A 12,402-nucleotide genomic window follows, 5' to 3' on the forward strand; every position below is an offset into this window, starting at 1 on the left:
TGGCTGCTTCGCGGGCTCGCCCGCGAAGCAGCCAGCACAGGAAAACCCGGCCATAGAGCTTGGCCACATCGATCCCCTTTTGGCCAGTTGCGTCGTTCTCCGCCACTGGCCCACCGCTGAAAATGGCCCCACGCCAGTCCCTACCGGAGAACAACAATGCTGACGATCTATTCCGATGATCACCGCCTGCACCATGGCCGCTGCGAGCTGATCGACGGCAAGCTGATGCCGTGTTTCGAAATGCCCTCGCGCGCTGACCATGTGCTCGACCAGGTCAAAAAACGCAACCTCGGTGACATCCAGGGCCCTACCGACTTCGGCCGCGCGCCCTTGCTGCGCATCCACAGCGCCGACTACCTGGACTTTTTCGAAGGCGCCTGGGCGCGCTGGGCGGCGCTGGGCCAGGAAGGCGACCTGCTGCCGTTCACCTGGCCTGCACGCACCTTGCGCCAGGTAAAACCCACCGGCCTGCACGGCGAGTTGGGCTATTACAGCTTCGATGCCGGTGCGCCGATCACCGCCGGCACCTGGCAGGCGGCCTACAGTGCCGCCCAGGTTGCCCTCACCGCCCAGGCAGCGATCCAGCAAGGCGCGCACAGCGCCTTTGCCCTGTGCCGCCCACCAGGGCACCACGCCGCCGGCGAAGTGATGGGTGGCTACTGCTACCTGAACAACGCCGCCATCGCCGCCCAGGCATTCCTCGACCAGGGTCGGCGCAAGGTTGCCATCCTCGATGTCGACTACCACCACGGCAATGGCACCCAGGACATCTTCTACCGCCGCAACGATGTGTTCTTCGCTTCGATCCACGGCGACCCGCAAGACGAATTCCCGTTCTTTCTCGGCTATGCCGACGAAACCGGCGAAGGCGCCGGCGAGGGCTGCAATATCAACTATCCGCTGCCCGCCGGCAGCGACTGGTCTGCCTGGAGCGCTGCCCTGGAAGAGGCTTGCCAGCGCATCGCCAGCTATGACGCCGACGTACTGGTGGTCTCCCTGGGTGTGGACACCTTCAAGGATGACCCGATCTCGCAATTCAAGCTGGACAGCCCCGACTACCTGGAAATGGGCAAGCGTATCGGCCAGCTTGGCAAGCCGACCCTGTTCGTGATGGAAGGCGGCTACGCTGTGGAAGAAATTGGTATCAACGCAGTCAATGTGCTGGAAGGTTTCCAGCGCGCCCAGCCAGGAGCCCGGTAATGGTCCGACTCAGGCGTCTGCTCGCCCCGTTCATCGCTGCCACCCTGTTCACCGGTGCCCTGCAGGCGCACGCCGAGCAGCGCACCCTGCGTGTGTATAACTGGTTCGACTACATCACACCGCAGACCTTGACCGATTTCCAGAAGGACAGCGGCGTCAAACTGATCTACGACATCTTCGACACCAACGAAGCGCTGGAGGCCAAGTTGCTCACCGGCAACTCCGGCTATGACGTGGTGGTGCCGTCCAACGTATTCCTCGCCAAGCAGATCGAGGCCGGGGTGTTCCAGCCGCTGGATCGCAGCAAGCTGCCGAACTGGCAACACCTGGACCCTGCGCTGATGAAGCTGATCGAGGCCAACGACCCAGGCAACAAGTTTGCCGTGCCCTACATGTATGGCACCGTGCTGATCGGCTTCAACCCGGCCAAGGTCAAGGCCGCGCTCGGCGATAACGCGCCGGTGGACAGCTGGGACCTGATCTTCAAGGAAGAGAACATCGCCAAGCTCAAGCAGTGCGGGGTAGCGCTGCTCGACTCGCCGTCGGAGATCCTGCCGCTGGCCCTGCAGTACCTCGGCCTGCCACCGAACAGCGATAAGCCGGCCGACTACAAGAAGGCCGAAGCGCTGATGCTGAAGATTCGCCCGTACATCACCTACTTCCACTCCTCGAAGTACATGGCTGACATGGCCAATGGGGATATCTGCGTGGCGGTGGGTTACAGCGGCAGCTTCTCGCAGGCTGCCAACCGCGCCCGCGAAGCGAAAAATGGTGTGACGGTCGACATGCGCCTGCCGAAGGAAGGCGCGCCGATCTGGTTCGACATGCTGGCGATTCCGAAGAATGCCGCCAACCCGGCAGACGCCCATGCATTCATCAACTACCTGCTGCGGCCCGAGGTGATTGCGCCGATCAGCGATTTTGTCGGCTACCCGAACCCCAACAAGGATGCCACCGACAAGGTGAGCCCTGCGATTCGCAACAACCCCAACCTGTACCCGACGGCGGAGGCGATGGCCAAGCTTTACACGCTCAAGCCGTTGCAGCGCGATGCGGAGCGGGCGCGAACCCGGGCCTGGACGCGGATCAAGTCGGGGACCTGACGCAGTTGGGGCTGCCTTGCAGCCCTTCGCGGATGAACCCGCTCCTACAGGATATGCGCCGCACCTGAGACCACCCGGCCATACCTGTGGGGGCGGGTTTACCCGCGAAGAGGCAGGCAGCCTCAACCCTTGCGCCACGCCTTGCGCAATTTCATCAATGCCGCGGCAATCTCACCCTCCGGGACCGCGGCAAACCCCAGCACCAGACCTGCACGCTTATCCACAGGCACTTCGCTGTCGGCCAGCCAGAAATTGCTCAATGCTGCCACTTCAACGCCGACCGCCTCTGCCTTGGCCACCAGCGCCTGCTCACGCGCAAAGTTATCCACAGACACCTTCACGTGCAGCCCAGCAGCCACTTCGGGCATGCTGCCCAGCCCGGCAATATCCACAGGCCAGCCGGCCTTGAGCACATTGCGCCGGCTCAACGCCGCTTTGCGCATGCGGCGAATATGCCGCTGGAAATGCCCACGGGCCATGAACTCGGCCATCACACACTGGCTGCTGACCTCCGAATGCCGTACTGCCAACGCCTTACCCTGGCTGAAGGCCTGTGCCAACTGCGCCGGCAATACCAGGTAACCCAAGCGCAGCGCCGGGAAGGCGATCTTGCCGAAGGTGCCCACGTACAACACACGGCCGGCCCGGTCGAGTGCAGCCAGCGGGGCCAGGGGCGCGCCACTGTAACGGTACTCGCCATCGTAGTCGTCCTCGATGATCCAGCCATCGTTGCGTTCTGCCCAGCCCAGCAACGCCAGGCGCCGGGCCAGGCTCATGGTTACCCCGGTCGGGTACTGATGGGCGGGCGTGACATAGGCCAACCGGCAACCCGGCAACTGGCCTAACCGTGCGCAATCCATACCCTCTTCATCCACCGGCACGCCGGCGACCTCAGCACCCGCCACTGAAAAGGCGTGCGCCGCCGCCCGGTAGCCGGGGTTTTCCACAGCCACCCGGTCGCCAGGCTGCAACAGCAACTGTGCACAAAGGCTTATGGCCTGCTGCGCGCCACTGGTGATCACTATTTGCTCAGCGGTACAGGTCAGCCCCCGCGAGCGGCGCAAGTAGGCAGCGATCAACTCGCGCAGTGCCGGTTCACCCGCCGGGTCGCCATAACCCAGCTGTGCAGGCGCAGCGTTACGCCAGAAACCCGCTTGCAGCTTGGCCCAAACGTCGAACGGGAACAGATCGAAGGCAGGTATACCCAAACGAAAAGCCCGCGGCGCGCCCTGTTTGGGGGGCGGCAGATGGTGATTTTTCAAGCGCTGCAAAGGCTCGCTCCAGCTGCGCGGGCTGGATAAATCCTCAGTATTTTCGTGGCCAAATGTGGATAAACCTGTTGATAACCCCCGGTATAACCCTGTGGACAGTTGTGTGGATAGTTTCGGCAGCCGGGTTACGTAGGTGCCGTCACCGACTCGGCTTTCGATATAGCCCTCCGCGTACAACTGGTCATACGCGCGCACCACGCTGTTGCGCGACAGCCCCAGCACGGCTGCCAGGTCGCGGGTGGCAGGCAGCCGTGTGCCGCTGCACAGCCGCCCGTCCAGCACCCGCTCGCGTAGCGCCTGGTAAAGCTGCTGGCTCAACCCGCGGCGGCGATCCAGCGAAATCCCGGCCGGGTCGAAAGGCAGGATGAGGGGCTTTTCGTGCATGGCATTGGACCTATGAAAACAGGCAGTAATGGCTCTTACCCAGAACCATTAGCCTGCCTAGGATGGGACCATTCGACAAGGACTCAGGCCATGTACAACAGTAAGCCTCACCAGGAACACGACCTCGCCCGGCTGCAGCGGCACATGCTCGACACGCGTCTGGCCGTGCTGGTCAGCCATGGCGAGCAGGGCCTGCTGGCAACCCACTTGCCGGTGCTGCTCGACCCCGCAGAAGGCGAGTTCGGCACCGTATACGCCCACTTGGCCAGGGCCAACCGGCAGTGGCAGGACTTGGCGCAGGGGGCCGAAGCGCTGCTGGTGTTTCCCGGGGCCGATGCCTATGTCAGCCCCGGTTACTACCCAAGCAAGGCTGATAACCCCAAGGTGGTGCCAACCTGGAATTACCTGGCCGTGCACGCCTATGGGGTAGCCGACGTGATCCACGACGCCGAGCCATTGCTGGCGATTGTCAGCCGGCTCACCGACCGCCATGAGCACGGCCGCAGTGAGCCATGGCAGGTGAGCGATGCGCCCGCCGACTACATCGACGGCATGCTCCGCGCCATTGTTGGCATTCGCCTGCCGATCCAGCGGTTGCAAGGCGCGCGCAAGCTGAGCCAGAACCGCGCTGAGCAGGACATTGCCGGCGTGCGCGAAAGCCTGAGCGCCAGCCCCGATCACCTGGACAACCAACTTGCCGCGCACATGCGCCTTCTGTGAAGGAGTAGCCCAATGCCCAGCGTTACCCTGTGCCCTGTCACCGCTCAAGATCACGCCGCCTGGCATGCCTTGTGGCAGGCCTACCTGCACTTCTACGAAACCGAACTGGCCGATGACGTCAGCCTCAGTACCTGGCAGCGCCTGCTCGACCCCAACGAGCCAACCCATTCGGCCCTGGCCTGGGTAGATGGCACGGCCGTGGGCATGGTCAACTTCATCTACCACCGCTCCAACTGGAGCATCGAAAATGCCTGCTACCTGCAGGACCTTTACGTGCACAGCGCACAGCGGGGCCTGGGCATCGGCCGCCAGCTGATCGAACATGTCTATGCTGCAGCCAAGGCCGACAACTGCAACAAGGTGCACTGGCTGACCCACGAAACCAACGCCACCGCCATCAGCCTGTACGAGCAGGTTGCCGAGCGCCCGGGCTTCATCCAATTCCGCAAAGGGTTGTAGGCCACATGACTGACGCACTGCACTGGAAACCCGCCGCATCACCCAAGGCCGAGCCCATCGACGGGCGCTTCATCCGCCTGGAAAAACTCGACCCGGTGCGCCACGGCGACGACCTTTGGGCTGCCCTGCAAGGCCCGGGCGCCGACCCGGTACTGTGGGACTACCTGCCCTACGGCCCGTTTACCGAACGCGCTGCCTTCGACCGCTGGCTGCAAGGTAACGCCGCCGGCCACGACCCGCTGTATTTCACCGTGATCGACCGCGCCAGCGGCAAGGCTCAGGGCATCCTCAGCCTGATGTCGATCGTGCCTGACCATGGCCGCATCGAGATCGGCCACATCGCCTTCGGCGCGCCCATGCAGCGCACACCCAGGAGTACCGAGGCCGTCTACCTGCTGGCCAAGCTGAGCTTCGATCTCGGGAACCGCCGCCTGGAATGGAAGTGCAATAACGCCAATGCCCGCTCCAAGCGTGCAGCGCAGCGGTTCGGATTCGTCTTCGAAGGGGTGTTCCGCAAGCACCTGGTGGTGAAGGACCACAACCGTGATACGGCGTGGTACTCGATTACCGATGATGAGTGGCCGCAGGTGGCGGCTGGCTTCGAGCGGTGGTTGAGTACCGAGAACCAGCGCCCGCAAGGGCAGGCACGAACGCTTGAAGCCTGCCGCAGGAACTGACCTGCACCACCGGTCACGGGCTCACGGGCCTATGATCGGTGCAGTGGCTTACCTGATCAGACTCGCGCGCCTGACAACCCCCATCTGCAAGCCAAATGGCTTGAACACGGCGTTCAACGAGTTCAGCGTGGGGTTACCACCGCCCTGCTCGATCTGGATCAGCGTACGCACGGAAATCTTGCACATGCGTGCAAACTGAGTCTGCTGCATCTTCGCCACCCCCACACGCAGCCGCCGCACGGCAGCACCCAGCTCAAGACTGCCGTTGGAGATACCTTCGCGTACTCCGTCGATCAGCAGCCCACGGGCATCGATGGAAACCGTCATGCCAACCCCCATTCAACCATCCGGCGCTCAAGCCTGCCCAGCGCAATTGCCGGGTGATTCATCACCGCATCAGGCAGCCCCAGGGCGGACAAGATATCCGGCAATGCCAACAGGTGCCGGGCATCCAGCCGCAGACGCTCAAAAGCTTCGCCCGGGTCGACAAATTCGGCCAGTGCAGCACAGGCAGCCTGCCAGTCGATATCGCCAGCCCGCTCTATCGAGGCTGGCCACTTCGTCGTTCGCGTTATCCCTTCCTGATCCATCACCATCGGTGCAAGGTCGTAGATCGGTGCGAGGCGCACGGTGTCACGGGTACGGATGATCGCAGTGTTATGCCCGTGGTTATCGGCATTACCCAGGATCTTGTTGATCAGGTCGCGCCGCAGATAATCGGCAACCAGGTCAGGCAGCTGCCTCCCCTGCCCGGCCAGTTTCCACACCGCGGCAAGCGCCTCGATCGCCTCCAGGTGCCCCAATCGGCTGCCAGGCTCGGTCACGCCACACAGGGAGTACATCGACTCCACGGCAAAGCGTTGCACACCCTGCGCGCAAACCTGCCGGTCGAAGCGTTCCAGCCACAGGCTGGGCTTGGAGCCTTCTTCCAGCGCCATGTATTCAGTGGCCACCGTTTCGATGCCAAGCTGCTGCAACGCCTTGTAGTAGAGCTACTCGGCCCGCAGTATCTGCTGATCATCAGCCAGTGCCTGGTTCCTGGCGAACTTGATGAACCAGTGACGCCGGGCACGTTCATCCGCCAGCACCGCGTCCGGATACAACAGGCCGTTTTCTGCCTCGGTCATCAACAGCTTTGGCGCCTCCCCACCGGCGCCTATCGCGCCACCGATGGCCGCACCTCGCTCATAGGCGTATTCGAGAAACCTTTGATCGCGGGTGATCACATCCTGATGGGCAAACCCGATGGGGTCGGCATAATCCAGTAGCTCAGCCGACTCCTTGATGCGCAGGTTGCCGATTGGCGCCGGAGTGGACCGCCCCAGGAGAAACAGGTCATCCCCCATGCCTTCTGGTTTCTCACAGCCGATATGCCGGAGCAGGAAGCGGTTGGCGGCACCAGCGGGTGCGATGTCGTAAAGGAACGCGGGAGCATGCTGCAGACGATGAGAACCAAAATCCACCGGCAGCCTCGCGCTTGCCGCCTGGCAGAACAGGCTGTCGTATGCCTCCAGATGGGTTTTGACGTACTCGGAGGTATAGCCGAACTCGCAGGGGCTGGAGAGGCCCTTTTCAGGCTCGACAAAGGCGATGGCAACAGCATCATGCCACTGCGCCTGATCATGGAGTTGAAGCGTGAGTCTGTACATTGTTCACCTGCAATTTACCGCATGCGGACAACCGACTCGGTTGATGAATCTGCATCATAGTGCAGATTCCCTGATGTTTCAGTGTAAATTCTGCAATTTAATGCAGATATGGACCAAGATTCACGCTATTCCTGCATTAAGATGCATATTCAAGCTCAAAAAAAAGGGGAGCATCCGCTCCCCAGAGGTAAACCGCTTGTAGATGAGGGCCTGTATCAGCCCTCGATCTCGATCAGGATCTCGCCCGGTGTAACGCGATCGCCCTTGGCCACGTGGATGGCCACGACCTTGCCGGCGATGGCCGCCTGCACTTCGGTCTCCATCTTCATGGCTTCGGTGATCAGCACCGCCTGGCCTGCCTTGACCATGTCACCTTCCTTGACCAGCACATCGACGATGTTGCCGGGCATGGTGGTGCTGACGTGGCCTGGGGCGCTGGCCTGCTTGCGCTTGCTGCTGCCGCCGCCGACAAACTCGTTGAGCGGCTCGAACACCACCTCTTCCGGCATGCCATCGATCGACAGGTAGAAGTGGCGTTTGCCTTCGGCCTTCACACCCACACCGGTGATGTCGACGCGGTAGGTTTCACCGTGCACATCGATGACGAACTCGGTCGGTACGCCTTCACCGCCTGGGGCGGCAGCCACACCGGCTTCCGGAATCGGCAGCAGGGCTTCCGGGGTCAGGGTGCCGGCTTCGCGCTCTTCGAGGAATTTGCGCCCGATATCCGGGAACATGGCGAAGGTCAGCACGTCTTCTTCGCACCGGGCCAAGGCACCGATATCGCCACGCAGCTTGGTCATCTCCGGCTTGAGCAGATCGGCCGGGCGCACGTCGATCACCTCTTCGCTGCCGATGGCCTGGCGGCGCAACTGCTCGTTGACTACGCCCGGGGCCTTGCCGTAGCCGCCCTGCAGGTAAAGCTTCACCTCGTTGGTGATGGTCTTGTAACGCTCGCCGGCCAGCACGTTGAAGAACGCCTGGGTACCGACAATCTGCGAGGTCGGGGTGACCAGCGGCGGGAAGCCAAGGTCTTCGCGGACCCGCGGAATCTCGGCCAGCACCTCGTTCATGCGGTTGAGGGCGCCCTGCTCCTTGAGCTGGTTGGCCAGGTTGGAAATCATCCCGCCGGGAACCTGGTTGACCTGCACGCGAGTATCCACCGCGGTGAATTCGCTTTCGAACTGGTGGTATTTCTTGCGCACCGCGTAGAAGTACAGGCCGATTTCCTGCAACAGCTCCAAGTCCAGGCCGGTGTCGAACTCACTGCCCTTGAGCGCAGCGACCATCGATTCGGTACCTGGGTGGCTGGTGCCCCAGGCGAAGCTGGAAATGGCGGTGTCGATGTGATCGGCGCCGTTTTCCACTGCCTTGAGCTGGCACATGGCAGCCAGGCCAGCCGTGTCGTGGGAGTGGATGAACACCGGCAGCGACTGCTCGGCCTTCAGGGCCTTGACCAGTTCACCGGTGGCGAACGGCGTCAGCAAGCCGGCCATGTCCTTGATCGCGATCGAGTCGCAACCCATGGCCTCCATCTGCTTGGCCTGGTTCACGAAGGCTTCGATGGTGTGCACCGGGCTGACGGTGTAGGCAATGGTGCCCTGGGCGTGCTTGCCAGCGGCCTTGACCGCCTCGATGGCCACGCGCAGGTTACGCACATCGTTCATGGCGTCGAAAATACGGAATACATCGATGCCGTTGACTGCCGCCTTGGCCACGAAGGCCCTGACTACGTCGTCGCTGTAGTGGCGGTAGCCCAGCAGGTTCTGGCCGCGCAGGAGCATTTGCAGGCGGGTGTTGGGCAGCGCGGCGCGCAGCTTGCGCAGGCGCTCCCACGGGTCTTCCTTGAGGAAGCGCACGCAGGCGTCGAACGTGGCACCGCCCCACACTTCCAGCGACCAGTAGCCGACCTTGTCGAGCTTTTCGCAGATCGGCAGCATGTCTTCGGTACGCATGCGGGTGGCCAGCAAGGACTGGTGGGCGTCGCGCAGGATCGTGTCGGTTACGTGAATTTTCTTGGACATTGTTATCTCCTCGTAGCGGCAAGCTTGAAGCTACAAGCTGCTAGAAAAAGCTGATCTGCTTCTACTTGCAGCTTGCCGCTTACAGCTTGCTGCTGCATTCATAGGCCTGCGTGGGCGGCGATGGCAGCGGCGATGGCCAGGGCCAGCTCTTCGGGTTTGCGCTTGATCGAGTAGTTGGTCAGTTCAGGGTGGCTTTCGACGAAGCTGGTGTTGAACTGGCCGCTACGGAATTCCGGGTTACGCAAAATTTCCTGGTAGTACGCAGCGGTGGTCTTCACCCCTTGTACACGCATGTCATCCAGGGCCCGCAGGCCGCGGTCCATGGCTTCTTCCCAGGTCAGCGCCCAGACCACCAGTTTCAGGCACATGGAGTCGTAGAACGGTGGAATGGTGTAGCCGGTATAAATCGCCGTGTCGGTGCGCACGCCCGGGCCGCCAGGGGCGTAGTACCGGGTGATCTTGCCGAAGCTGGGCAGGAAGTTGTTCTTCGGGTCTTCGGCGTTGATACGGAACTGCAACGCGTAGCCGCGGTGGTGGATGTCTTCCTGCTTCACCGACAACGGCAAGCCTGAAGCAATACGGATCTGTTCACGGACGATGTCGATGCCGGTGATTTCCTCGGTGATGGTGTGCTCCACCTGCACCCGGGTGTTCATTTCCATGAAGTACACCTCGCCATCGGCGAGCAGGAACTCCACGGTGCCGGCGTTTTCGTAGTCCACTGCCTTGGCAGCGCGCACCGCCAGGTCGCCGATATAGGCGCGCTGCTCAGGGGTGAGCTGTGGGCTTGGGGCGATTTCGATGAGCTTCTGGTTGCGGCGCTGGATCGAGCAGTCGCGCTCGAACAGGTGCACTACATTGCCGAAGCTGTCACCGAGAATCTGCGCCTCGATGTGCTTGGGGTTGACGATGCACTTTTCCAGGAAGACTTCGGCCGAGCCAAATGCCTTGGTTGCTTCGGAAATGACCCGCGGGAAGTTCTGCTCCAGTTCTTCACGGCTGTTGCAACGGCGGATACCACGGCCACCGCCACCCGAAGTGGCCTTGAGCATGACCGGGTAACCGATGCGGTCACCTTCGCTCAGGGCTTCGTGGATATCGGCAACGTTACCTTCGGTGCCCGGGGTTACCGGCACACCGGCGGCGATCATGGTACGGCGTGCTTCGGTCTTGTCGCCCATGCGGCGAATCACGTCGGCGGCCGGGCCAATGAACTTGATCCCGCGTTCGGCGCAAATCTCTGCCAGCTCGGCATTTTCCGACAGGAAGCCATAGCCTGGGTGAAGGGCATCGCAACCGGTTTCCACCGCCAGGTTCACCAGTTTGCGCGGGTTCAGGTACCCGGCCAGCGGCTCGGCACCAATGCTGTGCGCCTCGTCAGCACGCTTGACGTGCAGGGCGTGGCGGTCGGCGTCGGAATAGATCGCAACCGAGCGAATGCCCATCTCGGCGCATGCACGCACGATCCGAACTGCGATTTCACCTCGGTTGGCGATCAGGATTTTTTTTATCACTGGAGTCTTCCCAAAGCCGTAGGAACAGTCGAGCCGGTTCTACCGGTCGGCGCGTGACCAGACGTTGCTGGCCAGTCGCGTATTCACCCTAGCGCCATGGGTTGATAAACAAAAATCAATATTTGTTAGGGGCTGTATTAGCAAAAGCTTATAGTTGGGTAACAAGGTATTGCCGATGAGCCGACAACTATGCGTAAGTCCTTGATGCGTATGACTTTACGACAATTGCAGATCTTCAACGAAGTGTGTGATTTGCGTTCGTACAGCCGCGCTGCGGAAGAAATGGCGCTCACACAACCCGCCGTTAGTCTACAGATCCGGCAGCTCGAAGAGCTGATAGGCCAGCCACTGTTCGAGTACGTTGGCAAGAAACTCTACCTGACCGAAGCAGCCGAGGCCCTGCAGCGTGCCAGCCGAGATATCTTCGGCCGGCTGGAGAGCCTGGACATGCAGCTGTCGGACATGCAGGGCTCATTGCAAGGTCAGTTGAAGCTGGCGGTCGAGTCCAGTGCCAAGTACTTCGTTCCGCACTTGTTCGCGGCCTTCAAGCAACGTCACCCGGAGGTCAACCTGACCTTGACGGTGGTCAACCGTGCCCAGGCCATTCGGCGGCTTTCCGACAACCGCGATGACCTGATCATCATGTCCATGGTGCCCCAGGACATGGGCCTGGAGTTTCTGCCTTTCCTCAACAACCCGATCGTGGCCGTGGCGCCGCCACAGCATCCGCTGTGCAAGCTGGAGCAGCTGCGCCTGCAGGATCTGGAACCGCATACCCTGCTGGTCCGCGAGCAAGGCTCAGGGACGCGCAAGGCGTGCGAGGAGTACTTCAAGGACAAGCGTGTGCATTTCACCCAGACCCTGGAAGTGGCGTCGGCCGATGCCCAACGCGAATGCGTGATCGCAGGTCTCGGGGTGGCGTTGCTGACCCGCCACGCGGTGAACCTGGAACTGGCCACCGGCGTGCTGACCGAACTGCCGGTGGAAGAGCTGCCCCTGTACCGCAGCTGGTGCGTGGTGCAAGCCAAGGCCAAGCGCCAGTCGCCGGTGGCCTTGGCGTTTCTGGCGTTCATCCGCGGCGAACGTGCGCTGATCAGCGGGCTTGTTGAACGTTTTTCGGGGAGGCTGACGCAGACGCGTGCCACACCGTGAGCGCCTGCAGGTCTGGGTAGTCCGCCAGCTCGCGGAGCAATTGACGCTGGTCGCAATAGCTTTCGATCGCCCGCCGGTATTCCATGCGGCGCTGATCCTTTTCCTGCTGCTTGCGAGCCTTGGCGCTGGGTTGATACGTACCGTCGAAGTCACGAGCCATTGCCTGTCTCCCAGATAGGATGCGGGAGCTTCAGACTGGCCTGGCAGGTTTACGGTTTAGCGGTGAAATGGTGACAAAACAGTGAAATC

The 12,402-nt window shown here is 61.8% G+C and carries 11 protein-coding genes and 1 pseudogene; 6 read left to right on the top strand and 6 right to left on the bottom strand.

Going from position 1 to position 12,402, the window contains the following annotated elements:
- The first annotated feature begins 156 nt into the window (after positions 1-156).
- Both L1P09_RS24930 and L1P09_RS24935 read left to right on the top strand, forming a co-directional pair.
- Positions 157-1,200 carry a histone deacetylase family protein gene (locus tag L1P09_RS24930; RefSeq protein ID WP_029886443.1) on the top strand — a complete coding sequence of 348 codons (1,044 nt, stop codon included), beginning with the start codon at positions 157-159 and terminating at the stop codon, positions 1,198-1,200.
- Positions 1,200-2,303, top strand: coding sequence for a polyamine ABC transporter substrate-binding protein (locus L1P09_RS24935; RefSeq protein WP_054904323.1), 1,104 nt, complete (start codon positions 1,200-1,202; stop codon positions 2,301-2,303). The genes L1P09_RS24930 and L1P09_RS24935 overlap by 1 nt, the downstream gene beginning before the upstream one ends.
- 122 nt (positions 2,304-2,425) lie before the next feature.
- Here L1P09_RS24935 and pdxR read toward each other — a convergent pair whose 3' ends face one another.
- Positions 2,426-3,958, bottom strand: coding sequence for a MocR-like pyridoxine biosynthesis transcription factor PdxR (gene pdxR, locus L1P09_RS24940; RefSeq protein WP_235768267.1), 1,533 nt, complete (start codon positions 3,956-3,958; stop codon positions 2,426-2,428).
- A gap of 90 nt (positions 3,959-4,048) precedes the next feature.
- Between pdxR and L1P09_RS24945 the strand changes: the two genes are divergently transcribed.
- The 3 genes from L1P09_RS24945 to L1P09_RS24955 are packed head-to-tail and all read left to right on the top strand — an operon-like array spanning position 4,049 to position 5,814.
- A complete protein-coding gene (locus L1P09_RS24945) occupies positions 4,049-4,678 on the top strand; it encodes an FMN-binding negative transcriptional regulator (RefSeq protein WP_054913819.1) in 630 nt (209 codons plus the stop codon).
- Positions 4,679-4,690: 12 nt separating this feature from the next.
- A complete protein-coding gene (locus tag L1P09_RS24950; RefSeq protein ID WP_054904320.1) occupies positions 4,691-5,137 on the top strand; it encodes a GNAT family N-acetyltransferase in 447 nt (148 codons plus the stop codon).
- Between the two features lie 5 nt (positions 5,138-5,142).
- Entirely contained in the window at positions 5,143-5,814 is a 672-nt protein-coding gene (locus L1P09_RS24955) for a GNAT family N-acetyltransferase (protein WP_192441305.1), read from the top strand.
- Positions 5,815-5,862: 48 nt separating this feature from the next.
- Here L1P09_RS24955 and L1P09_RS24960 read toward each other — a convergent pair whose 3' ends face one another.
- From L1P09_RS24960 to L1P09_RS24975, 4 genes and pseudogenes are all read right to left on the bottom strand, one after another.
- Positions 5,863-6,141: a helix-turn-helix domain-containing protein gene (locus L1P09_RS24960; protein WP_054904328.1), complete on the bottom strand. Its 279-nt coding sequence runs from the start codon at positions 6,139-6,141 to the stop codon at positions 5,863-5,865.
- Positions 6,138-7,463 (bottom strand): annotated as a pseudogene (locus L1P09_RS24965) (type II toxin-antitoxin system HipA family toxin). The gene L1P09_RS24960 and the pseudogene L1P09_RS24965 overlap by 4 nt, the downstream one beginning before the upstream one ends.
- Positions 7,464-7,678: 215 nt before the next feature.
- On the bottom strand, positions 7,679-9,487 hold the full coding sequence (gene oadA, locus L1P09_RS24970; RefSeq protein WP_047149780.1) for a sodium-extruding oxaloacetate decarboxylase subunit alpha: 1,809 nt from the start codon (positions 9,485-9,487) through the stop codon (positions 7,679-7,681).
- A 98-nt stretch (positions 9,488-9,585) separates the two neighbouring features.
- On the bottom strand, positions 9,586-11,001 hold the full coding sequence (locus tag L1P09_RS24975) for an acetyl-CoA carboxylase biotin carboxylase subunit (protein WP_009684483.1): 1,416 nt from the start codon (positions 10,999-11,001) through the stop codon (positions 9,586-9,588).
- Positions 11,002-11,205: 204 nt separating this feature from the next.
- Between L1P09_RS24975 and L1P09_RS24980 the strand changes: the two genes are divergently transcribed.
- A complete protein-coding gene (locus L1P09_RS24980) occupies positions 11,206-12,153 on the top strand; it encodes a LysR family transcriptional regulator (protein ID WP_165944129.1) in 948 nt (315 codons plus the stop codon).
- Here the strand turns inward: L1P09_RS24980 and L1P09_RS24985 are convergent.
- A complete protein-coding gene (locus L1P09_RS24985; protein ID WP_082437917.1) occupies positions 12,095-12,313 on the bottom strand; it encodes a PA3496 family putative envelope integrity protein in 219 nt (72 codons plus the stop codon). The two genes, L1P09_RS24980 and L1P09_RS24985, sit on opposite strands and share 59 nt — an antisense overlap.
- Positions 12,314-12,402 lie beyond the last annotated feature (89 nt).

This window comes from Pseudomonas juntendi (assembly GCF_021560075.1).
In the GTDB taxonomy this organism is placed as follows: domain Bacteria; phylum Pseudomonadota; class Gammaproteobacteria; order Pseudomonadales; family Pseudomonadaceae; genus Aquipseudomonas; species Aquipseudomonas juntendi.